General features: G+C 34.9%; 21 protein-coding genes. 3 read left to right on the top strand and 18 right to left on the bottom strand.

All coding sequences use genetic code 11. The features are described from left to right. Position 1: 1 nt before the first annotated feature. From ACSSV9_RS09265 to ACSSV9_RS09240, 6 genes are all read right to left on the bottom strand, one after another. The gene (locus ACSSV9_RS09265) at positions 2 to 1000 is read right to left on the bottom strand and encodes a PorV/PorQ family protein (RefSeq protein ID WP_437346972.1); all 999 of its coding nucleotides are present in this window, start codon (positions 998 to 1000) and stop codon (positions 2 to 4) included. A 17-nt stretch (positions 1001 to 1017) separates the two neighbouring features. After that, a complete protein-coding gene (locus ACSSV9_RS09260; RefSeq protein WP_437346971.1) occupies positions 1018 to 2574 on the bottom strand; it encodes a FlgD immunoglobulin-like domain containing protein in 1557 nt (518 codons plus the stop codon). Between the two features lie 47 nt (positions 2575 to 2621). Next, complete coding sequence (locus ACSSV9_RS09255; RefSeq protein WP_437346970.1) at positions 2622 to 3464, bottom strand: hypothetical protein; 843 nt, start codon at positions 3462 to 3464, stop codon at positions 2622 to 2624. A gap of 114 nt (positions 3465 to 3578) precedes the next feature. Then, positions 3579 to 4571, bottom strand: coding sequence for a site-2 protease family protein (locus ACSSV9_RS09250; protein ID WP_437346969.1), 993 nt, complete (start codon positions 4569 to 4571; stop codon positions 3579 to 3581). Between the two features lies 1 nt (position 4572). Then, positions 4573 to 5400, bottom strand: a complete 828-nt coding sequence (locus ACSSV9_RS09245) for a DUF1207 domain-containing protein (RefSeq protein WP_437346968.1) — start codon at positions 5398 to 5400, stop codon at positions 4573 to 4575. 20 nt (positions 5401 to 5420) lie between these two features. Further along, on the bottom strand, positions 5421 to 6512 hold the full coding sequence (locus tag ACSSV9_RS09240; RefSeq protein ID WP_437346967.1) for a glycosyltransferase: 1092 nt from the start codon (positions 6510 to 6512) through the stop codon (positions 5421 to 5423). A gap of 76 nt (positions 6513 to 6588) precedes the next feature. Between ACSSV9_RS09240 and rsmA the strand changes: the two genes are divergently transcribed. Beyond that, positions 6589 to 7386 (top strand): 16S rRNA (adenine(1518)-N(6)/adenine(1519)-N(6))-dimethyltransferase RsmA, encoded by a 798-nt coding sequence (rsmA, locus tag ACSSV9_RS09235; protein ID WP_437346966.1) that lies wholly within the window; start codon positions 6589 to 6591, stop codon positions 7384 to 7386. On the opposite strand, the gene ACSSV9_RS09230 is transcribed toward rsmA, so the two are convergent. Beyond that, positions 7356 to 7685 carry a hypothetical protein gene (locus ACSSV9_RS09230; RefSeq protein WP_437346965.1) on the bottom strand — a complete coding sequence of 110 codons (330 nt, stop codon included), beginning with the start codon at positions 7683 to 7685 and terminating at the stop codon, positions 7356 to 7358. The genes rsmA and ACSSV9_RS09230 overlap by 31 nt on opposite strands. Positions 7686 to 7732: 47 nt before the next feature. On the opposite strand from ACSSV9_RS09230, the gene ubiE reads away from it, so the two are divergent. Next, positions 7733 to 8425 (top strand): bifunctional demethylmenaquinone methyltransferase/2-methoxy-6-polyprenyl-1,4-benzoquinol methylase UbiE, encoded by a 693-nt coding sequence (ubiE, locus tag ACSSV9_RS09225; RefSeq protein WP_437346964.1) that lies wholly within the window; start codon positions 7733 to 7735, stop codon positions 8423 to 8425. Here the strand turns inward: ubiE and rdgB are convergent, their stop codons facing one another. The 9 genes from rdgB to ACSSV9_RS09180 all read right to left on the bottom strand — a co-directional run bounded on the left by rdgB (position 8426) and on the right by ACSSV9_RS09180 (position 21281). Then, positions 8426 to 9013 carry an RdgB/HAM1 family non-canonical purine NTP pyrophosphatase gene (gene rdgB / locus ACSSV9_RS09220; protein WP_437346963.1) on the bottom strand — a complete coding sequence of 196 codons (588 nt, stop codon included), beginning with the start codon at positions 9011 to 9013 and terminating at the stop codon, positions 8426 to 8428. Position 9014: 1 nt separating this feature from the next. After that, the gene (locus ACSSV9_RS09215; RefSeq protein ID WP_437346962.1) at positions 9015 to 9380 is read right to left on the bottom strand and encodes a carboxymuconolactone decarboxylase family protein; all 366 of its coding nucleotides are present in this window, start codon (positions 9378 to 9380) and stop codon (positions 9015 to 9017) included. Between the two features lie 69 nt (positions 9381 to 9449). After that, positions 9450 to 14597 (bottom strand): C25 family cysteine peptidase, encoded by a 5148-nt coding sequence (locus tag ACSSV9_RS09210; protein ID WP_437346961.1) that lies wholly within the window; start codon positions 14595 to 14597, stop codon positions 9450 to 9452. Positions 14598 to 14611: 14 nt separating this feature from the next. Continuing rightward, positions 14612 to 15322, bottom strand: coding sequence for a WecB/TagA/CpsF family glycosyltransferase (locus ACSSV9_RS09205; protein WP_437346960.1), 711 nt, complete (start codon positions 15320 to 15322; stop codon positions 14612 to 14614). A gap of 18 nt (positions 15323 to 15340) precedes the next feature. Next, entirely contained in the window at positions 15341 to 16402 is a 1062-nt protein-coding gene (locus ACSSV9_RS09200; RefSeq protein WP_437346959.1) for a glycosyltransferase family 4 protein, read from the bottom strand. Then, positions 16399 to 17472: a glycosyltransferase family 4 protein gene (locus tag ACSSV9_RS09195; RefSeq protein ID WP_437346958.1), complete on the bottom strand. Its 1074-nt coding sequence runs from the start codon at positions 17470 to 17472 to the stop codon at positions 16399 to 16401. Before ACSSV9_RS09195 ends, ACSSV9_RS09200 begins: the two co-directional genes overlap by 4 nt. 46 nt (positions 17473 to 17518) lie before the next feature. Beyond that, complete coding sequence (locus ACSSV9_RS09190) at positions 17519 to 18727, bottom strand: murein hydrolase activator EnvC family protein (RefSeq protein ID WP_437346957.1); 1209 nt, start codon at positions 18725 to 18727, stop codon at positions 17519 to 17521. Continuing rightward, on the bottom strand, positions 18724 to 19500 hold the full coding sequence (gene lolB1, locus ACSSV9_RS09185) for a lipoprotein insertase outer membrane protein LolB1 (RefSeq protein ID WP_437346956.1): 777 nt from the start codon (positions 19498 to 19500) through the stop codon (positions 18724 to 18726). Before lolB1 ends, ACSSV9_RS09190 begins: the two co-directional genes overlap by 4 nt. Continuing rightward, complete coding sequence (locus ACSSV9_RS09180) at positions 19497 to 21281, bottom strand: tetratricopeptide repeat protein (protein ID WP_437346955.1); 1785 nt, start codon at positions 21279 to 21281, stop codon at positions 19497 to 19499. The genes lolB1 and ACSSV9_RS09180 overlap by 4 nt, the downstream gene beginning before the upstream one ends. Positions 21282 to 21380: 99 nt before the next feature. Between ACSSV9_RS09180 and ACSSV9_RS09175 the strand changes: the two genes are divergently transcribed. Further along, positions 21381 to 22286 (top strand): ATP-grasp domain-containing protein, encoded by a 906-nt coding sequence (locus ACSSV9_RS09175; protein WP_437346954.1) that lies wholly within the window; start codon positions 21381 to 21383, stop codon positions 22284 to 22286. Here ACSSV9_RS09175 and rsgA read toward each other — a convergent pair. Then, positions 22275 to 23183: a ribosome small subunit-dependent GTPase A gene (gene rsgA, locus ACSSV9_RS09170; RefSeq protein ID WP_437346953.1), complete on the bottom strand. Its 909-nt coding sequence runs from the start codon at positions 23181 to 23183 to the stop codon at positions 22275 to 22277. The genes ACSSV9_RS09175 and rsgA overlap by 12 nt on opposite strands. Positions 23184 to 23338: 155 nt before the next feature. Next, complete coding sequence (locus tag ACSSV9_RS09165) at positions 23339 to 24787, bottom strand: OmpP1/FadL family transporter (RefSeq protein ID WP_437346952.1); 1449 nt, start codon at positions 24785 to 24787, stop codon at positions 23339 to 23341. Between the last annotated feature and the right edge of the window lie 3 nt (positions 24788 to 24790).

The raw sequence follows: 24790 nt of genomic DNA, 5'->3' as shown, positions 1-24790 counted from the left end.
ATTAGAAAAGTATATTAATTCCTATAATGTGTTGGTCTGAAGTTGAGTACGGTTCAACGACAAATGCATAATTGATACCCAGATTTAGATTTTTCATGCCGTAAAGATACGAAAAACCCAATGAAGGACGCACAGGAATATCATCTTCGGAAATTTCAAATCTGTCGAGACCTCCTCTTAAGTGCAAATTGTCAATTGGTTCATATTCGATACCGCCACGTAAAATGTTCGAACCGACATTGCTACCCTGCCATTCAACTGCAAGCAGCAAATTGGGTTTGTCAAGTTTATAGGATAATCCCATTTTTTTAATTAGCGGAAATTTATCGGTAGTATTTCTACCACTCTCTCCATAAATGTTTGACGAGTCCCATTTATATGAAGCGTTCAAATCGGAAATAACAAGCGACAAATTCATTTCTTTTGTTAAAGAATAAATAGCGCCTACGTCAATTCCAACTGATGTAGCAGTCATGTTTTCATATAAACTAAAGTAATAGAATTTAAATGCGACGCCCAAAGCTAATTTTTCCGAGAATCTATTCGCAACTGCAACAAAGAATTGATTTTCGGATGTTGAAATGCTTTTGATTTTCTCACCGGCATCGTCCCTCACATCTATATCTGAAACTCCAGCGTTTATAAGGCCAATACTAAGGCCGGCATAAGATCTGAATTTTTCTTTTCCTTCGGGTGATACAATTTTTCCCAAACCGAATTTTTTAGTAAATCCGATAAAATTTAACGAGCGATCTAAAGAAAGGAATGAGTATGAAGCCTGAAATAAACTGCTTTCCTGAAAAACCGAAACAGCAGGATTATAATAAGCAGTTAAATTACCAGTTGTTACAGAAGACATTGCATTTCCCATCCCCATACCTCTTGCGCCAAATCCAAGACGGCTAAAGCTACCCGCTTTGCTGTTAAGCGCCGAGTATTGAGCAGATAGACTTGTAGTTAGAAAAAGAATTGCAACCAAGATTAATTTATTTTTTTTCATTTTTCTCTCTTAACTTTTTATCTGAGTACCATAATTTTTCCAAAGAGAGGTTCGCTATCATCTCCTTTATCAATCCTGTAAAAATAGACGCCGTTGGGTACAAAGTTTCCCGCTTCATCTCTTCCATTCCAGACTTCAAATTGATCGCCCTGCAAATTTCTGTGAGCGTTTTGAATTACCGTTTTGACTAAATTCATTCCGAAATCAAAAATCCGAATTGTAACTTCGGCAGGTTTGGTCAAGTTATATTTGATTCGGACGATTTCATTGTCAGGCGAAAAAGGATTCGGGAATGCATAGGACGAGTTGTTGGATTCAAGCTTTTCTGAAGCCAGAAAAACCTTCCAATTGCCTTCCCAATTATTATTGATATCGTTAAATCTGATTAATCCATCGAGAGAACCAATCCATACATCGGTATAATTACTCTTTTGATAAACCTTGACACAGCGGAAACGGCGAGTTACATAATTCGTACCGACGCCAGAATTGCTATCATAAATTCTCGGCGCTGCTATCCAGTAATTAAGTCGGTCATTCGATCTGAATAATCCATCTTCTGTGGCTGCGAATACGTCGTAGGTGCCGTCGTCATAATACTTAAAATCAATTCCAAGGACTTTCTGATCTACGAGATAAGTCTCCCAATTTTTCTGTCCATCGAAGGAGACGCTCAGTCCGTAATATTCTGAACTACCTTCAGCACGCCATGTGGCAGCCCAAATTGAATTATCTGCAGTATTGTGTGACAATTCGAGAATGAAATTCCCACTAATTGGATTGTTCTGATTAGTATGGTTAAATTTTTTCCAGCTTACACCGCCGTCTGTAGTTTTGTTTATTCCTCCAGCAGTACCGACAAATAGTGTCGAATCGTCAATTGCAAGTAACGAAAAAACTCTATGATTCAGATACGACTCGCTGCCGAATTTACCTGCCACTGGCTGTAACGAAAAATTGAGCTGGTCAGTTGGTTTAATTGAATCGAGATAATCCGGTGGAAGAACCACTCGCGTCCAGGTTTTTCCCATATCTTCGGATTTACGCAGGCCTCCGGCAAAACATGCTATCCAAATAATATCACCAGTAAAAGCAATATCATACACAAAATTATTGTGTGCTACAGTTACTGGCAGCGCTCTCAAAGTATTAATTCCATAGATAATCGACGAATCGCTCGGGGCATCAACAGGTTGTTCTACAGTAACCCACGATTTGCCTCCATCTTGTGAATATCTAAGCCCTGTACCATAAGGTACGGATGAACCAGCAGCATCTTCGAGATGCCACGTGGCGGCCCAGATTGTACCATTATGATATGCTATGGCTGAGATCCCTTCTTCCCCGAAAGATTCATGACGATAGTAATTAATCCATGTTTTACCATAATCTTCCGACTTACTCAATCCTTTTGAAGTGGCGAGCCATATTGTATCGTTAATAATCAATATCTTTTCCACTTCATTGCTGCCCTGCGCTTGTGATATAATATTCTCAAGTTTATATGTAAATGAAAACTGTTGAGCCTCGATAATTTTACTCATGCACACCATAATAATTAATAATATCACCATACTATATTTCTTACTTCTTAGATTAAAAAACATTTTGCACCTAAAGCTTAATTGAGAATGAAATAGAATTCAACAGGTTTACTAATTGCACCAGACCTATCGCGTGCACTAAATACAAACCTCCACTTACCTAAAGGTTGTCCTTCCGGGAAACGAATAAAAACCGTATAAACACCGTCCCCTGCGTTTGCATCTCCGTTTTTGCTGCTGTTCCCGTCGTCGAACATCGGAAATTTTGAAATACCCTGACTGTTTTTTACTTGAGTTTCATCCGGACGATACAACTCGTAGTAAACTTCAATAATATCATTCAATCCATTCGGATCGGAAACCTTTACAGATAAAGTGATACGTTGATTCACGCTTCCAGATGAAGGGACAATAACTTCGGTAATCTCAGGAGAATAATTTTCGCTTTCACTGTTATAGTCGAGGTAGAAGGCAAAGACTTTTTTTGCATCAAGAGACGCCTCGTTTTTCTCTAATACAAATCCTTCAATAACATATTTCCCTGAGGGAAACTGTTTACTCATGGGCAATAATACCGAAAAAATATTGTCACCCGCAGAAATATCTCCTGAACCTGTAAGGTCGCCATCGTCTTTTAAAGCCATATACTCAATTAAGGTTTCTGAACCGTCAGCCAACCTTAATTGCACCCAGAATTCTTTTATAAAATCCGAATTGTTAATTTCGACTTGAAATTTAAAAAGCGAATCGTTTGGCGAGTAGGCAAACCAGTCAGATACTATAATTTTTTTTATGACTAAACTATTACGGGATGATTCAATTACTCCAGTAGGTATTTCGTCTTCACAGGCAGTAAATAATGAAAGTACAAGAATAATTAAAAGAGGATACAACTTAATGTGAAAAAAAGAAAAGGTCATAGAAATTACCTCTTAAGTATCTATTTACGAAATTTAGAGTAACAGTTTTTCTATAACCTTTTCTCTCTTTTTTGAACCAAAAATAGAATACTTCTCTCTAATAGTCAAGTAGAGTTAAAAACTAATAATAAACGGAGTTGGTGAAAAAGAAAGTATGAATATCAAAATTGCGATATAGCCGAGTATCATCCTGCCCTTGCCAAGCCTGGTAAAATAAGGAACGGGAGGATGTTTAACTTTTATTATAAAATAAAGAATCAAGGCCCAAAAAAGCCAGCCTGACCAGCCAATCTTAAGATTCAGGGCAAGCGTCGAGTCCAATATTCCTAAGACACCTAAAATAATCAGTAACGACATCGAAATGCTGGCAATAGCTTCATGTATTCTGGTGCCAAACATTGAATAAATGATATGTCCCCCATCGAGTTGCCCGACAGGAATCAGATTCATTGCTGTTACGAATAAACCGAACCAACCTACGCACAGGTAAGGATAATGATAAATTTCGCTCATCGGTGGAATAAAATTTCCCGGTTTGGCAAAAATTGCTTTCAGTAACTCGAACAACAAAGTCGAACCGAATTCTAGATTGACTGCATCCTTCCCATAATCAGGCGAAAAATAGTCTGGGTGTATTGATAAAAGATATTCGACAGGAGGCAGGTGCGTATAACCATAGATCAGCACAATCAGACACGCCACAAAACCGGCAAGAGGTCCAGCCACGCCGATATCAAACATTGCTTTGTTATCGGGAATTGGCGACTTTGTTTTAATAACTGCACCCATTGTCCCGAAATTGAAGAAACCTGGGACCGGCGGAAATGGAATAAAAAACGGAAGGGTTGCTTTTACATTGTGATAGACAGAGGCAAAATAGTGCCCGAATTCATGTGACGCCAAAATGAAAAGAATCGAAGCCGCATAAGGAAGTCCCTTCGATATTTCGGTCATCTCATAAGGTCCCATTGAACCCGTTGTCCATTCCATACCAGCAATTAGAGTTGTAAGAAATGTAACAACAAATAATCCAATATGTACGATATAATTGTTCTTTTCTTTATTAATTTTGCGCGGTTCGTAAATGTCGTAAATTTCGTCTTCCATTTTATAAATCCAGATTAAATCCTAAAGAAAAATAATTTTCTCTGCTATCAAAGTATTCTCCGTGGAAATTATTACCCGAAAAATAATTGAGATATAAACTTATCCCTCTTCCGTTACTTTTTCCAAATTTTAATCCTGCCATTAAATTATGTGTAGCCGAATATTTATTGATATGTTGCAATCTGAAATCATACGCAATGAAAGGATATAAATTCGTTTTGAAAAAACCGTCATAAAAATAATCGAAACCGAATTGATAATTATCTTTCCCAATATAACTTGGGTCAACGTGAAAAAGATAAGTAAAACCTGCATATAGTCTCAGTGAATTAATATTATAGAACGGGATGAATTCAATAAATTCTCTACTGTATACACGAGGCCTCCTACCTTCGCGCCAATCATTCGTTTGCCAATCATAATGACCATCTACGAAATGGGCACTTATATGACTGAGTCGGAATCGGACTCCATATCCGTCGTATCCACTACGAACGTTCCACGCAGCATTTAAACCGAAGAGATAATCCACAGCATCAACTGGAAAATGGAAATCGGATTCACTTCTTAAAAGAGTAAAAGTAAAGAGGTCGGCTCCTACAGAAAAACTTTCCGTGCCGCTTCCCCATCTTACTAAATCGACTGAATTGCCAATATCAAGGCGTAGTTCGTTGTTTGTTGTATGAAAGAGAAATCCGAGTTTTGGTTCCAGGATATTTGCTGTAAAAGGTTGGACGTTCAGATCAGACGGAAACAGTTGAAAATTTCCTTGAGCTTTTAATGAAAGATTTATAAAAATTAATAGAAATGCGGTAATAATTTTCTTCATAATACTTTCATGAATAGTGATCAATAAGTTCTGCCTTTCCATTTGATTTTCCTGTTTGGTAATACCATCAAAGGGAGTAATACTACATATAAAGTTAGATAGATTTCAAAAGCGAGAAAGTGTGAAATTTTTAGCCTTAATTTGAGCTTTTTATAGACAGGGGAAATAAAAAAGTAATCGGTAATGACCTTGAACAAAATTAGATATAAAACGTTGGGGGTAAAGAAAAACGGAGAAAGTAGAATAGAAGCATGAGTTAAATACCCAAATACAAAAACAAGATAGCCGATAAGGTCGCTCTCCATGCCGCCGACGCCCCATCTCTTTTTCTGCCAGTAGATCGATCTCCAGTCAGGTAATGGTTTTGAAACAACCAGAGCCCCAGGGTCAAGAGGATATTTAATTTTGTACTTATTCAGCCGATCAATTGCTCGTAATAAATTGAAATCCTCAGTTATAGAAAAAGGAATTCCTTCGTATCCCCCGACATCGAGATATGCTTGCTTACGATACGACATATTATTACCGATACAACTCAAAGGTTTGCCCAGATTTTGTGCTCCTGAGGCTATTGTGAGAAGATATACAAAATCGATTGCCTGGATACCTTGAAAAATCGTATTATCCAATTGTGTAGTAATACCTCCGACAAAGCCAGTATCGGCGTCGTAATACCGTGCTATTGTTTCTGCCCACGTGGGCGAAACTATGCAATCGGCATCGGTTGTAAGGATTACTTCCCCTTTGGCAATTTTTACACCATTAGCCAGAGCATTTGTTTTACCCTTGAGATGCCCAATCTGCTTCTCGGGTACAATTAACTTGAATTTACTCTTCCCTTCAATAAACTCAGCAATCAGTTTTTCTGTGTTGTCTGTTGAATTATCGTTAACGAGAATAATTTCGATTTTATCTTCTGGATATTCCAATTTATCGAGCGCTTCCAGACATGGTATAATGTTATCTTCTTCATTTCTTGCCGCGACGATAATGCTTATCGAAGGAAGTTCACCTTTATTTATCTTATAATAAACTTTCCTTGCTCCTATAGCAAAGATTACCAATTCGGCAAAATAAAACGACAGCGATACTAAGAATATTATTTCGAACATATTTTGTTAAATTTTGATATCAAATATAAACCGAATATTTGTCTATTGAAAATTATTAAATAAATCGGAAGTTAGGATGGAACAAAATCCACGTCCTTTAAAAAGGTTTGGCCAGAACTACCTCAGGGATGAAAATATCATAGGAAAAATAATCGACGAGTTCGATATAAAAGAAGGCGATAATATCTTAGAAATAGGGCCAGGAAGAGGAGCTCTGACTGAAAAATTATACAATAAAACTAAAAGTCTAACTATAGTAGAAATTGATAAAAGAGTGATTGATGAGCTTAGAGAAAAATTCTCGCTGGCAAAAATAATCAACCGGGATTTTCTTACCCTTACTTTGCACGAATTAAAAGCGCCTGATAGCAAATTAAGAATAATAGGAAATATTCCTTACAATATTACCTCCCCAATTTTATTCAAATTAATTGAAGAAAGAGAATCGGTTTCCGACGCACTACTAATGGTTCAATATGAAGTTGCAAAACGGATTATTTCTTCTCCGGGTACTAAAGATTATGGCATTTTAAGCGTTATTATGAATTTTTTTTCAGAAGTAAAATTATGTTTCAAAATATCTCCGAATGTGTTCTATCCAAAACCGAAAGTATTTTCCGCAATCATCAAAATTATGTTCAATAAGAAAATACCAGAAAATTTTGACGATAGATTATTTATCGATATTGTTAAAGCAGCATTTGGAAAAAGAAGAAAGACACTGAAAAATTCACTTGGCAACAGTATGTTCAAAGATATTGACTTTAACAACCTCGATAGTCTTTTGCATAAAAGAGCCGAAGAGTTATCGACGGAAGAATTTTTGAAATTGTATAATTTTATTCAAAACATAAAACCTGCATCGACACGTTGAATGGTGTCAACTACCAGACTGAAATATCTATCCAATGAACAATTAGAATCTCTTCTCAAATAACAATTCCCGTTTTGTGTTCTGGCTTTACATTCTGAACACACTTTTTCTTGCAGTTCCTGGTAGAGCAAATTAATATTTTCTTTATTGTTTGATTGATGAATGATATTAACAATTTTTAGTAAAAATATTTCGATTGCACATTTTTCGTTATCAGTCAAAGTACAACGCCCATCTTCGTCTGAATCAGCACAAATTGAACAAACTCTTTTCTTTATGGCGTTTATATATTTATCCATATTTTATTCCTATTTTTGTTAATTAATTTAACGAGTAGCCAGTTGAAATGAAAGCAGATATTAAAAAGAAAGAAAAAGTAAAAAGAATATTCGATACGATTTCGCCGAAATATGATTTTTTGAATCATTTTTTGAGTGCGGGTACGGATTACTATTGGAGGCGAAAAGCTATAGAGTTGAGTTCGTTGAACAATGAAAGCATATTGCTGGATATGGCTTGTGGTACTGGCGATTTTGCAATAACTGCTTATAAAAAAGGCGTGCGCAATATTTTTGGCGGTGACTTATCTTTTAATATGCTTTCACATTTCAAAGAAAAGTCTGGATGGATTAAAGGACGTATAGTTCAGTGCATTGCTGAAGAACTTCCATTCAAAGACAATACTTTTACAAATATAACCGTGGCTTTCGGCGTACGAAATTTTTACGACATTCAAAAAGGATTTGATTCATTCAGACGGGTACTGAAAAACGGCGGGAAAGTAACCATACTCGAATTCCGCCTACCTGAAAACAAATTTATACGCAGCATCTATCTATTCTACTTTAACAAAATACTACCGACTATCGGCAAAATAATCTCGCGCGATTCTGAAGCTTACCATTATTTACCTGAATCAGTGGGTGAATTCGATAGAAATATCGACCTCGTTAAACTATTGAAGAATTCGGGCTTCGATAAAATATCAAAATACTCACTCACCTTCGGATTGGTACAGGTAGTAATAGCAGAAAAATAATTAATCGTTCAGTTTAAGGATTTTTTCTTTCAGTAACTTAAACGCCATAGAGCGATGGCTTATTTTATTTTTTTCATCTAATTCGAATTCTGCCAATGTCTTATTGTATCCATCGGGAATAAAGATGGGGTCGTATCCGAATCCGTGTTCACCAGCAGGAGTTTTTGTTATTATGCCTTTCAGTTCACCAATTGCTTCGATTGTATTTTTACCGTCGTAATAAATAGCATGGCAAATAAACCGCGCAATGTGAGGTTCAGGTTTATCTTCCAGTTCCTTCAATACTTTTTTATTATTGTCGTCATAAGTGCAATTTTCACCGGCATATCTGGCAGAATAAACTCCCGGCCGTCCATCGAGTTGTTCTATTTCAATTCCAGAATCGTCTGCTATTACAGGCACTTTATAAATGTCGTATACTGTTTTTGCCTTTATAAGAGCATTCTCCTTAAATGTGGTTCCCGTTTCTTCAATATCAATGTCGTTTCCCAAATCATACAGTGAATAAATTTCCAGCTTATCACCATTTAAAATATTTTTAACTTCTTTACTTTTTCCTTGATTCTGAGTAGCGAAGATAATTTTCATATTACTTTGATTCCTCTTTTTTGTTAGCTGCAAAAATTTCATCCATCTTTTCGACGGCAAAACGGAGATGTGGTATGACGATCGAGCCGCCTACAATCAAAGCGATATTAAATGTTTCGTAAAGTTCCTGTTCAGTAGCACCTTCTTCAATCGACCTGTCGATATGGTAGAGAATGCAATCGTTACATCTCAACACCATTGAAGCCACCAATCCCATTAACTCTTTTGTTTTGGTATCGAGTGCACCTTTATAATATGCCTTATTGTCGAGAGTAAAAAATTTATTAAAGTCTCTAAATCCCGAATTAAGGATTCTTTCGTTCATCTTGCTTCGATATTTCTTAAAATCTTCTAAAGAAGAATTCATAGCTTCTCCATTTTTTTGTTGCAAAAATAAGAATAAATGGAGTTATTAGAGAAGATTTGAGATGTTAAATTATCTTAATATCGCAAGTTTATTCAACGCAGAAACTATTTTATCGCCGTAATTCAAAATCATTTTATAGAGATAAATCCCGTTAGCTGGAATGTTGCCGTCGTTGTCGCGGCCATCCCAAAGGACTCTGTTTAAGTCGTATTTTAATGAACTTCTATCAATAACTATCTCTTTAATCAAGCGCCCGGCAACTGTAAATATTTTAATCTTTAGCTCGTCGGGAATTTGTGTTAAACGAAAAGTAAAGAATGTCTCGCTCTCGAATGGATTTGGATAATTATAAACATCCAGCACTCGCGGTTTCCTATCAATTCTGAAACGCAAAGATTTTATAAGTTTCGTTGTATCACTATAAAAATCATAAACAAATACTTCGAGAATATATTCACCATCAAACAAACGGGGATTATAAGCCACTTTAATTTTAGGGTTATTATCGCTGAAACTATATTGAACGTTTTCCCACGAATAACTTACACGTTGGCCATTTAAGAATATTTTCATATATGAAGTATCGCTTAGCTTTCGGTGTGAATAATCAAATAACTCTATATCTATTAGCGGCGTTTGAGATATATAATCTCCATCATAAATTTCATACCCGTCTATACGTATATATAAATCCTGTCTTGCAATCTCCTGTTTAACATAAAATGTACCCTTTGCGATGTTATTATCTTCATAGAATTCTTTAATTTTATTTTCAGTGTCAATAATAATCTCATATTCAACTGCTCCGTCATAATTCTCGGTGCCAATTGAGATAATATATTTTTTCGCTTCATACGATTCAATGCTGTCGACATTTATTATATATTCGTCGCTGCCATTTACTAAAATCTTAATATCAAAATCAGATGCGGTTTCTCCTCCTGCATTTAATACTTCAAAAGAGAGAATTATATTTTCGCCGACATAAACAGTATCTTTGTTTATATTAATAGTTTCATAACTGGTTACCAATTCTGGTGGCAATACTACATCTGCAGCAACATATTGAAACGCCTGCGCATGATTATCTCCTACATCTGCTTTTATTAGAAAATTTATGCTTCGGTAGTATTTATTGGTTAAACGATTGCGATAGTCTGATGATGTATCTACAATCAGAGTATCTATTAAATTATTATAATTTTCGCAAAGCGCATACAAATTATTACCTAAATTCGAACTGTAATAAATTTTTCTTATGCATGAATATTTACCGATACCAGGAGTTAAAATATATCCTGACTTAGCAAGTACTTTTTTATTTAAAGCTATCGATGCCAGTCCGTTATACTGGCTTTTATATGCTTCATAAATCTGCTTTTGACCTTCGCCTTTTTTACCTAACAAACACCAGGAATCACGATAACCGACACTGTCGATCAATTCGCTGCCCAATTTTTTTATTGCATCCCTTACGGGCTTACCACCCTTATAGCTGATAACCGATTGATAACCATCGTCGCAAATTGCCATTGCGACATAATAATTATCACTTAGAGTATCGACGAATCTTATCAGCTCTTCGGCAGAGCTCGACGATGGATAAAGAAAATATTTTGTATCTATCACATCCAGATCTGTAGTGTCAATTACAGCTGCAGCGATACCCCAGAAATATGTAGTTGGGAAACATTCTAAATTATCAATCTGCAAAGATGCTATACTACCCACAGTTTGTCCGGCCGATACAAGTTTTAATGTTTTTTCTTTTTTAATAAATGACCAGCTTTTCGTTTCGGAATCATAGGTCAATCCATGAATTTTAGTTCCTGTTGTGTCGAGAGGCTCTGAAAATATCCAGTCGTACTGTTGAGGTGCTATTGAATAAATTTCTGACCAGATCGTATCTTTTTCATTTTTATATTTTAGCCATATCCTTTTATTCATAAAACTTTTCGGAATAGAGAACTTAGTAGTAACCTTGCTAAAAGGAATAATAAATTTTTCCGCCCCCTGAAACTTTTGATTATCTGATAGCTGGATTTCTAATTTGTCGTTTTCAATATAAGGTGGATTTAAAAATATAATTGTATCTCGCCAGCCTGTATATAAGTTGCTTCCTAAAAGCAAACGTATATCTGAGGGAATCACGTTAAACTTAATTATCGTTTCATTATTTGAGTCGTCGTATTCATCAATTTCATCATAACAATCGAGAGTACAAATCAAAATATGTTCGCCCGGCCGATTTTGAATATCGATTTTGAGACTGAAATCATTTTTGTATTTGTATTTTGAGCATCTTATAATTTTAGTTTCCGGAACATTATTGTATATATGTTCAACTCTTACAGAGTATGAATCCTCTACACTTTTTCCAAAATTATAATACACTAAGTTAACTGTTATATTCTTTTGATTATCTTTTATAACCTCTTCAGGTACTGAGAGTAATTCTGATTTAAAAACGAGGTCAGGTTTTTGGGGCAATTTTATTTTGATAATCGGGTCGCCGAATAAGTGACTGCAATAACAAAATACTTTCACCACATCATTCAATCCGCTATTTTCAACCAGCTTTTGTTTAGCGTTGTTGAAAAGCTTACCAACGGAAATAAGAGAATCGTCGAGAAAATAATTGTAGAAAAGCGGTGGAAAATTTAATGAAGTTGAAAGATATCCCCAGCTCGAATTAGCAAAGTACACAATCGCCTGTCCATCTGAATTATTATTAATGAATTCTTCTGCAAACGAAACGATATCGGGTTCGGCAAATTTACCTGTAGAACAGCCGAAATCCGTAATCAGCGGATACCGGTTTTCGTACTTATTCATCAGGTCATTCACACTTAAAATTCCGTTATCCCATGTCTGTGTACCGCTGTGACCAATGTAAGAAATCAAAATTGCACCTTCATCGATTATATTGCGAACCGAATCCAATGACATATTACTGAAATTGGAAAATGGATTTATTGTTTTATAAAAGTGAGCTCCTTTCCCTTCAACTGGAGGATTATTAATAAACATACGAAATACTTTATAGTTTGCACTTTTCAATGCCTTAAGTTGCTCGGGTTTTGACGGATCTCCTCCACTAAAAAACATAAAACTTTTATTCCAGCTGTCATACGTCTTTAACAAATATCGACGATGTTTTTCGAGATAGAATCGCACCTGTTCATTATTTACAGCTGGAATTCTACCAACTGCAATTTGTGGAATCGGGATAGAATCGTTCCAAATTACGAACCAGTTATCGCTCACAGGGAAACCGTATGAAGGAAATATATTTTTCTTCTTGAAAGACATAGAGGATTTGAATTTGTTTTTGTAGTCATAATTTGCATCTCCAATTATCAATAAATATTCAGGGGAGCTACTAATACGATTAGAACAAGATTCTCTAAGAAATTCTTTTATGGCTTCAGGGAAAGGATAGCCGTACGAATAATTATCATAAATTTCTTCTGATAGAACCACTTTTACATTTATTCCATAGTTCTCCTCTAAAAAGGACTTATATTCTTCTGCGGATTCGAGTAAATCTTTTTGCGTAAGAATGAGATAATCAGCTACCGTTTCTTCAGATAAATTTCTGAATTTTCTTACGCCGCAGAAAGTTGGCTTTTGTATATTTGATTCCGCTGTAATTAAATAGATATTTCCGGGGAAAACTGAATCTACAAAATAATAACTGCCTTCACCGTTTTTTAATATTTCCATTTTTGAAAATCCCGGATCTATTTTATATGCTATAAGATTCTCAATTTTTGATATGGAATTAACCTTTATTGCTTTAACACCTCGACTGACGTTTTCATCTATTATTATTTTTTCCTGCTCTCTGATATAATTTCGTGAGTAATATTCAATGTCAATCCAGTCAATCAATGACTGATGAAACGAAGCCTGTGTTGGTAAGGTGGAAATGGTAAGCTTATTGTCTGATGCATTAATTCTATCAAACTTTGCTTTTAAGTTAACGGTCTGTTTATAGTTGAATGTTAGAGTGTCGCTATGTTCTGAATCATTCAGCGAAATATATGCTTTATGTGCTCCGGTTTTCACATCGGAAGAATTACTTATCAAGCGAACTTCAGCTTTCATTCCTCTTTCTTGAATAATATTATCCAAATTGAGATTTAAACTGAATCTACTATTGCTACCGAGTGCTCTCCACGTCCAGACTTTATGCTCCTGCCACAATGGAAGTTGAGTCCGAGGTTCAACAGCATCGTAGTACCAGAGTAAATTATCTTCTTCGTAATGTATTTTTTTCAATGAATAATCGATTGTATCGGTATTGTCAATACTTTTGATATAAACTGGTTTAATTCTCACAAAGTCTTCTGATTCAAATGTCAGCCAGATAATTGTAGTATCCGTATATCTGTTCATATAATCGATATAGTCTTTGCCCTCAGCTACTATCTTTTTATAGTCGTCGCGATTCCTGTTAATATCCGAATAAAATTCAATATAATCCCCTTCATCAAATTTGCCGTCGTTATTATCGTAGACATAAATTGGAATAGGCAATCCATAATTATAAATTTGTATTTTATTGGACTGAATCGATGTCGAATTTACTCCTATATTGAGCAGATCATCGTAGTATATTCTGTAAATTCCTTCCTGTCCAATTTTGAATTTCAGGTAATTAACACCGAAATTGTACCATCTATTTCCACTTGAAGTATTTGCGTCTTTAACTGTTCCTTGTATTTTTGTTTTCATTGTAATTTTAATCTTATTGAATGTTTTGATGGTATTGCTTTTCCATTCATACTGCTGCAGGCAGACCTTAAGAGCTGCATAATATTGTCCTGACAGATATACATTACCAATAAATTTTGCTATTGTTGAGGGATAAAAGTCAGAGCCGGAAATATATTCGTCATAAACACGCTTTAAATTATCATATGTAATTATGCTATCGTTAACCTGTTTGATTGCTGGATTAATATTAAAAAGATTAGTCCTACTAGATTCTAAAACTTGTGTATTAACTTCAGACACTGATTCATTGGGACCCTTTAATTCAATAAAAACAGTAATATACTTTAATGAAGGAGCGCCTGGCCTGGATTCATCTAAAGTTGTCAATAAATCATTATCTGAGAAAGTAATTGTGGTGTCGTAATAATTATAATATGTTTGTGAAAATATACTGAATGGTAGCAGGAAGATAAGGATTAACGAATACCGCTTCATCGACATCCTTTTATTTACTTTTCAACAATTACGCCTTTAGCCCTAAAAATAAATTTTGGAATTCCAATCAAATATCTTTTCCAGTACAATTGTGGGTTGTCATAAATTCTATAGAGCCATTCCATACCACAATTACGCAGCAGCGAAGGTGCTCTTCTTGTTACTCCGGTATAGTAATCCATGAATGCACCACAACAGATTATATGTTTTTCATTTAATAGACTCTTTAATTCAATTGCCATAATTTCCTGTCGAGGCTGTCCCATACCGATCATTATTAAATCAGCTTTGTTTAATTCCTCCACAATCGACGACCAGTCATATTTATTAGAATATCCATTTAAGTATCCCGATAATTTCAGCGGGTAAATTTTTTTATGCAGCAATTCAACATTATAGTTTCCCCCAATAAAATATAATTTCATTTTTCTTTTACATATAATTTTGAAGAAGTTTAACAGCACATCTGTAAACAATACTCTTTTAGTGCGTACATTTTTACATAATAAAGAGAGCCACATACCAGTACCCTCCACCATACAGAGACATTCTTTCGACATAAACCGGAGGTATTCATTGTTTTCGTAAAGCAAGTTAATCGTATTCATATTTATGTACGTGATGATTTTATCTTTTTGGTTATTCAATTCCTCCGCGAATATTTCTATGAAGTCACTCTCTTTCGTTATCAGGTTAATCGATTCGTTACCAATTATTAATTTCATATTACTTACCTGCTTCGTTCAGATTGATTCATATATTTTCATCAGTTCATTAACATATTTATCTGGCGAGGTAATTTTCTTAATATCATTTTGAAGATTGATACCCATACTACGGCAATCTTCAAGATTATCTGTAATATACCGCAATAACTTATCCAATGCTGATGCATCGCCCGCTTTAAATACTAAACCGTTTTCGTTGTTTTTAATAATCTCAGGTATTCCACCTGTATCGGTGGCTAAAACAATCTTCCCCCAGTATCCTGCTTCGAGCACTGCATACGGCAATACGTCACAATAAGAAGGATGTACCAGTACATCTGCCAATTTATAAAAAGCGTTAGGGTGTTTTGTATAACCTATAAAAAGCACAGAGCCAGAACTATACTTTAACAAAGATCTATTTTTAATATCTCCCATTAAAATTAATTTAATATTCTTCTTTTTCTTACTGAACTCATTGAAAACTTTACATAGGTAGTCAATTCCTTTTTCTTTACAAATTCTACCGGAATAAAGAAATACAATATCATCGGGTTTAATATTCAACATAGACCTTTCAATTTGATGGACGGGTATAGGATTGTTATACAACTCCGGTTCAATGCAATTATAAAGGACGTGAATTCTTCCTGAATTAATGTTGAAGTTTCTCATTAGATAATCTGCCAGAAATTTGCAAGGCACTATAATACTATCCGAACGAAATGATATTTTCTTAAACCCGTCAACCTTACTATGAATAGTAGTAACGGTTTTTTTGCATTGTTTTTTCAGTATACTGGAAATCAGCTCGGGATATCTGTGATGTGTATGAATGACATCAACATCAAGACTGGTTAGCTTGTAATAGAGATCTATCAAATTTTTAGGTAGGTAAAAAATATTTCTTATCCCTGTTTCGAAATGAATAATTTCAGTATCAATATTTTGCAAAGTAATGTCACTTAATACTGAACGGTTGTTTGTCAGCAAAGTTACATTTGTACAGTATTTTTCTAAGGCGATGAGTAGATTCCGCAGATAGGTATTCGTGCCACTGGCATAAGTAAAATATGGTGTAAAATGAACTACTCTCATCTTAGTAACTCTTCGTAAATATCTTTTGTATGTTCTGCCATTTTTTCCCATGTAAATTCTTTAGCCGTATTAAATGCATTTTTCGATAGTGTAGTCAAATCATAACCACCATCGACTATTTTTTGAATTATCTCCCGCAGTGCCTCAGGTTTTGTTGCATGATATTTCAATCCGTTTTTTCCGTTAGTTATGAATCTCGATGCACCAATAAAATCCGGTACGACAGGTACTACTCCATAAGACATCGATTCTATAACGATGGTCGAGAATGTTTCAAAAGAGGGCATTTTAATTATAAGGTGGGACTGGTTAAATAATTCAGATAATTCATCACCACTAAGAAATCCCGCATACCTTATTTTAAGATTACCAAATTTATGATTAATACATCCATCCGAGCTGCCAAGTACTGTTAAATTTAACTGTGTCCCTTTTATGCACATAAGCAGTTCTATTAATTTATTTAATCCCCTGTCATTTTTTCCAAAGCCTTTATAGAATACAATCATGAGTTTATTTTTGAATTCTGGTTTAGAATTCTTTTTTTCAAAAATGTCGATTCCGTTGTAAGTATATTTTAATTTAGAATGTTTGATGAAATATTTTTTTATTATCATTTCTGCTTGATACTGAGAATAGATTAACAAGAAATCAGAATGTTTTATTGCGGTACGTTCAAGCAGCAAGTCTTTTATTCTATTTGTTATTTTGTTAAAATTTTCTGTTTCTTTATAGAACAATCCATGCAACGTAGAGATTATTTTTATACCTAAGATTTTGCATACAATAAAAAGAGGGATTTCGAATCTTTCGAGAGTAGTGAAGTGAACTAATGCTGGTTTGTATTTAAGCAACCTGAAGATGATAATTAAAATGCCGCATTTATAAACACCCGAAGCTATAGTTTTGCTGCCTAAGAGTTTCTTGAATTTGTTACTGGAATCGAAGAAATAGGTAATAAAAATAGTTTGTCTATAGTCGGCATGGATATACCTGTAGAGAACTTTTGAATATTTAATTGGAGCAGTAACAAACTCGTGATAATATCTGCCAATAAAGCATACCCTCATCTTATCGATGCTTTAGTGAACGGATAATTATACGAAGAGCGAAATCTTATTTTTTAGACAACCAGATTTCGGGATTTTGATAATTACGAGAATTCCATATTTCGAAATGAAGTATATGCCCTTCCAAACTTTCGTTGACTTTTCCGAGAGTGCCCCCTTTATTTATCAATTGTCCCTCTTCGACATATATTTCTTTAATGTGACCGTAAACGGTTCTAAATTCATCTCGATGAGTTACGATAACAACACTACCGTATCCTGGTATCCATTCGATAGCAGAAACAACCCCTTCAGCTACGGCATAAACCTCAGCATCTTCCAAAGTCAATATATCAACGCCATAATTCAATGTAACAGTATTTAATTTTCTGTTGAGATTTTCGCCGAACTTTCTGACAATTTTACCTTTCCGAATAGGCCATAAAAGTTTTCCCTTGAGAAGGGAAAATTTTTCCATATTATTATAGTTATAATTTCTACTTAATTCCAGCTTTTTTTCATCCTCTTTTAACATCATTTCAGTTCTCTGTCGCTCCTCCTCGACCAATCGGGCAATGATATTTTTAATTACGATTTCTGCTTTTCTTTTCGATTCTATTTCTTCAGTCAGATGTTTTTTATCTTTTCTCAATTCGGCTATAAGTCTTTTCCGTTCGCTTTCCTTCTTTACGAGATTTTTCTGTTCGGTGCTTTTATCGACTCTTAGTAAAGCAAGTGCTCTTCTTTCTTCTGATATTTTGTTTTTTAATTTAACCAGATAATCCTTGCTGTCCTTCAATAATTTCAAGTCTTTTTTGTTTTGTTCAGTTATGCTTTTAAAGTATCGATAACGCTTCAATACTCGTAATGGAGACGATGTGTTAAGTAGGTATTTGAGGTAAGATTTGCCTCTGTATTTATAAATCCAGACGATATACTTCGAATATTTTTCTTTCAATAACTGGATTTTATTTTCGGTGTAAGCTATCTCTTCTTCGAATTGAGCAATTTGTCTTTCTTTGTTTTTTTCTTCTTTAACAATATTGTTGATTATTTTTTGGAGCAGTGTGTTCTGTCGTGTAAGATTTTCTAATGCCTGCAGCGATGCTTTTTCTTTTTCCGATTTTTGATTTAATTCTCTTTCCAGTTTTATGATTTCACTTTTCAGATTTTCCAGTTGCTCATTGCGGTATTTTATACTGTCGGCTACCTGACCAAAAATCGGATTAAACAATACAGCTGCTATCAACAAACATATTTTAATATAACGATTCACAATTCAACATACTTTGTATCGGACGGCAATTCAAATAAAATATTGAGCGGGTTATTTATCGACACATTTTTATAGTTGATTATCAACGACTGGTTATTTTCGGAAAAGTTCATCGATATTACAAGTGGTACAAGAACATCGCCAAATTGCTTATAATTATCATACTTTGCTTCCACAAGGTTTCCTTTAACCAGATTTCCTGTTTTAATTTTCTTGACGGTAAAGTTTTTTGTATTGATTTCATACTCATTAATCGAACCTGCAGTTGAGTCGACATATTTTATGTACGTATAATTTTCATCATAAGTATATTCATCCGGTTTAATTCTTAATTTGTCGGATAAATTGATACCGCCAGTAAATGCGTCAATCAGCATATCAAACGGTAAATCGATTTTTAATGCTTTCTTAATTGCCGACTTATCTGTCAATCCTTTATATGCAGTTTTATTAATTGAATCGTAGAATAAAAATTTATTGCGTGTAATTAAAATTTGTGCCAGCTCAATACCGAAAGGTCCAAATACATCAACCTTAATCGAATCGGGCTTTTTGACATTAACTTCAAAATTGCTCTCTATTGTTGTACTTCCGTTTTTAATATTGATTGTACCGTTTGCTGAAAATGTCCTAACTTTAAGTCGATTAGCTTCGAGTTTTGTAATTAATCTTTCGGGGGAAAGAATTCTTTCACTGGAAATCTCTTTTGATGTGCTACAGCTGGCGATAATAGTTACCAGCAAAATTGCAGTGATAAATTTTATTACTTTCAAATTTCACCTTTCTCGATTTTTTCTTTTATTTTTTTGTTATTGCCGTTGATGTCATACGCCTTTTTCCAGTATTCCATGGCTTTTGTTTTATTACCCAGCATAAAATAAATGTCACCCAGATGATCTACAACAGTTTCGTTGTTTGGCTCCAAACTTAATGATTTTTCGATATAATCTTTTGCTTTTTGATAATCTCCCAGGCGGAAATAAATCCATCCGATTGTATCGAGGAAGGAAGAATTTTTGGGATCATTTTCAATTGCCTTCGAAGCCATTTTCAATGCCTCATTCAATCGGATGTTTCTTTCGGCAAGTGAATAAGCATAATTATTTAAAACGATAGCATTTGAAGAATCGAGTCCGAGAGCGTGCTGATAGAGTGAATCGGACATTTTATAATTCCCTTCAGATTCATAGATCATTGCCACAGTACCAATCAGGTCAACATTGTCGGGCTGAAGTAAAAGTGCTTTGTTCAAATATTGGAGTGCTTCGTTGTTCTCTTTAAGCTGGTTCAGTGTATATCCATAAGCAGATAGCGCTGTAACATCGTCGGAATTTATATTGATGGCTCTTTTCAAATAGATTTTTGCTTCCTGATGCCTGTTGGTTTGAGAAAGAGCAAGCCCATAAATTAGGTTGACTACGAAGTCATTGGGAAATTTTTCTGCTGCTTCCGACATGAATTCGATTGTCTCATCATATTTTCGCGAATCAAAAAGCAGTCCGCCCGCGCGAATCCAGATCTGCGCATTCCATTCCGCCAGTTTCGCAGCTTTTCGGAAATATTCAATAGCAACGGAATCGTTACCAAGCTTTAATTCTATTTCTCCCAGATATGCATTTACCTGCCAGTCGGAAGTGTCTTTGTCAATCTTTTTGAGAAAGTCACGAGCAATAAAAATATTGTTCGAATCCTTATCGGCTGCAGCATAAAATAAAGAAGCAAGCTGAAGCTTTTCTGTTAACTGAAGATCATTGAGATCAAAAATTTTTTGATAAATGAGCGCTGCTTCCTTCCAGTTATCTTGTTTTATGTAAATGTTTCCTTTCTGCTGTAGTAACCCGACATCGAAAGGATAGCTGAGCAGTAACTCGTCGCACAACTTAGATGCTTTATCGTACTGCTCGGATTTTGTATACGCATCAATTAATAATTTTTGTAAATCGAGGTTCGATGGATTCAAACGCGCAAGTTCTTCGAGTGTTTCAACCGTTTCTTTTTGATTTCCTATTTTTTCATTTAATTCTGTAAGTCTTACCAGAATATGCCACTCTGGCCCGATCGATGAAATGAGTTTTTTATAAATCTTAATGGCTTCAAGAGGTTTATTTGCTTCATAAAGCTGTGCCAGATTATAATATGCGTTAATATTGTTCGGTTCAATTTCAATGATTTTTTTGTATACCGCAGCCGACGAGTCATCCATATGAGAAACATCATAAATTGTAGCAAGAAGATAGAGATATTCGGTATTGCTGGAGTCAAGTTGTACAGCACTTTTGGCGTTCGTAAGTGCAGGTGCCAGACGATTTATTCTATAACAATTTTTTGCAATAGCATAATAAATGCCAGCAGATTTATCATACTGTAACGCTTCTTCATATTTAACAATAGCATCTCCAAAATTTCCTTTCATTTCGTAGATGTTGCCTTCGATAAATTTGCTCAAAGCCACAGAGGAGCTATCCAGACGAACTTCTTTTCTCGTTTCTTTTACTACTTTAGTAGTGCAGGAGAATGCCACCGCAACCAATAAAAGAAAGATAATTTTCTTCATTATATTCAATCTATACTTATTCAAAAAGCGTTTAATTTATTGACAACCAAATTAATTGTATTGTCAAATTTCTTTTCATATTTTAGTGTCAAAAACGTTATGACAAAATACGATTTAGCCATCTCGTATATATGGGAATACGATATCGAGTTCGTTCAATTGATTGAAAAAATATTTCATGAAAATAAATTAACAACATTTTTGATATCATACCATAACGTCGAGGAAATAATTGAAAAACTAAAAAACAAAGAACTCAATTTCACAGCATATCTCGACAGGGCTTCCGATGTCGATTCTGACTTTGAACCTATAGCACAAATCCTCAGAAAGCGCCATGCTTATTTAATAAATCCTCACAAAAGAGTACACAAATTTACAAATAAATCATATATGCACCGTTTGTTGAGCAAGAAAAATCTGAATATTCCAAAATCCTACATTTTGCCCGCCTATTATTTCGACCATTCGTTAAAAATCACAGAAGACGATCTGGATGAGATTGGAAAACCTTTTGTAATAAAACCGTCAATAGAAACCGGAGGTGGTCAAGGAGTTATTATCAACGCATACACATTAAAAAATATCCAGAAAATCAGGGAAGAGAATCCTAAAGAAGAATATATAGTACAGGAAAAAATAACTCCGTGTAATTTCGGTAGACATAGGGCATGGTTTCGCGTTTATTGGGCTTTTAATAAAGTAATTCCCGTATGGTGGAATGATTTAACTCATATATACGACATCATTACAAAGGAACAGATAAAAAAGTACAAATTGGAGCAGCTTTTTAAGATAGCACGAAAGTTAGCAAAGTATACGCGCATCGACTATTTCTCGACTGAAATTGCCGTCGATAAAAATCATAAATTTTATATAATCGATTATATCAACGACCAGTGCGACTTTAGATTGAAATCGAATCATCCCGATGGAGTTCCAGACGAAATTGTGATTCAATTTATAAACGAGATGAAGAAAAAAATCGATTCCTTAAAAAAATAGATCTTCTTCAATTGTTTCGAGCAATGCGAGATAACTTTCGTATCTTTCTTTCGATATTTTCCCGTCACGATAGGCTTCAATTACTCCACATCCGGGTTCGTGATAATGAGTACATGTATTAAAACGACATAACAGAATAAACTCTCTAAATTCAACAAAGAAATGTCCCAGGTCTTCTTTTTTAATGCCGTATGGATCTATTTCTCGAACGCCTGGTGTATCTATCACAAATGTATTTTCTCCTACTTTTTTCATTACTGCAGTAACCGTTGTATGCCTGCCACGTTTATTGTAATGACTTACTTTCCCCACCTTAAAATTTAATTCAGGGTAAAGGTTATTCAGTATACTCGACTTACCTACGCCTGAATGCCCCCAGAAAAGAGTGACCGAATTACCGATAAATTCTTTCAACTCGTTCATTCCTGTATTTTTGACCGTACTCGTTTCAAAAACTCTGTATCCAATAGATTTATATAGATTAACAAAATGACTACGTGAGTTAGATTCATCCAGATCAATTTTATTAATAACAATAGCAGGAATAACACCAGAGCTCTCCGCCACGACGAGCATTCTATCGACAAGACGATTATTAAACTTCGGTAGGTCCCAGCTGGTAACAATTATCATTTTGTCCACATTTGCAGCTATAATTTGCTCGAGTCTTTCGCCTCGGTATGAAGCTCCTTTCATTTTTGGAGCTTTCCTGGATATATGATTTTTCCTTTCAAGTATTTCTTCTATAACGCCTGTGCCGTCATCGTTTAAAGTGAATTCAACAATATCTCCTACAGCTACGATATCAAGAGTTATGAGTTTATCTTTTTTTAATTTGTACTCGTTAACTATTTTCCCCCTCAAAAAGCAACGGATTTCGTTGCCATTATTGTCCAATAGATAATAATCTTTACTCTCGATTCTACAGATTACACCTTTAATAAAGCCTCCTTCTATTAATTATACAGTGTTACAAACTTACAAAAATTACCGTTTTAAAATAAGAGCGCCCGCACATGCGGGCGCTCTTTGTAAGTAGAATAAATCCTATTTCAGAAATTATACTTTAAACCTAGAATAAAATTATTTCTTGAAATATCCTGATAAATTCTGGAAATATTTGAACCGTAATTATCGCCTATATCTTTCCACCATCCCATGGCATAAGCCAGATCAATCGATATATTTTTCGATTCGTAACCGATACCCATAGTTAGATATTTTTTGTCGTAATCCGAAGGGTCGTCCTTATATGGAGAAGGCATCAGAATAAATCCTCCACGTAAGGCCACATTTGTTTTTGGAATGTAATATTCTGCACCGAAATTTAGATTAAAAACGGTTCCCAAAAATTCTTGTATATCTCTGTTGTTACTTTCTATGTCAACTCTGTCGAGACCAGATACAAATTCCATCTGTGAATAATCAACCAGTGTCACATCGGCAGATAAAGTTAAGCCTTTGTTATTATAAGCGGCACCGGCAGAAAATTCATAAGGAGTAGTAATTTCGTATTCAAGCCTGTTTTCAATCGGCGGATCGAGATAAAAACTTGTCCCGCTGCCGAAATCACTGGAAGCGTCAACAAAATATGATTCTTTAATTGTATATTTTCTTGGCGTCTTAATGGCAAAGCCGATAGAAAGATTTTTATTTACTTTGCTCAATAAACCGAGATTCAGGTTCCACGCTGAGATATTCCATTTGATAATATCATTAAGATAAAATGCTTGAAAATCGCTCGTTGCAGGTTCAGCAGGATCAAGTAGAAATCCTGCAGGATAATTATCACGCAGGTCTTCTTCCCAGTACTGCCTGTCCCTTCGGAAATCACCACCGATTATATTCAGTGTAACACCAAGATATAAATCCCTCTGTATCTCTAAAGCAGCAGAAAGTGACCAATTATTAAGCTTTCCTTCCTGCAAAATTTTACCGCTTTGATTTAATCCTCCATTTATACGCGTTTCATCATAGAGATAGTCATCGTTATTGTCATACACGGGATAACTGAGTCCCAACAAGTAAGCGATATCGTCATTGAAATTTGTTAAATCCTGTATCATTGAATTATTTCCTGCGTTATATCCGTCGAAACAGACGGTATAGTTATATTCCTTAAATTGATTATATCCGAGTGCCAGCACAAAACTGCCACGATATGTAGGGAATGGAAGAACGATGCCAAATTGATTTAATCGAGTCGTTCCGTTTGAGTATGAATCGCTTTTATTAAAAAATTCGGATTTATTATCAAATAAATTATAGTTCAATGAACCGTTAAATTGACTTTTCTTTATCAACGCAAAACCAGCAGGATTAAATAAAGCCGCAGAAAAATCATTGCTCAATGCCGTATAGGCATTGCCCATTGATAGCGAACGCGCACCGCTTATTATATCTGCCTCCGATAACCTTAGAGCGTCGTTATAATTCTGAGCCCAATTAATGTTATAAGTAAACAGTGAGATAAATATCAAAATAAAGATTTTTTTAGACATGTT

Origin of the sequence: Melioribacter sulfuriphilus, assembly GCF_051488685.1 — a bacterium.
GTDB lineage: Bacteria > Bacteroidota > Ignavibacteria > Ignavibacteriales > Melioribacteraceae > Melioribacter.
This window is presented reverse-complemented; position numbering and strand designations above follow the sequence as displayed.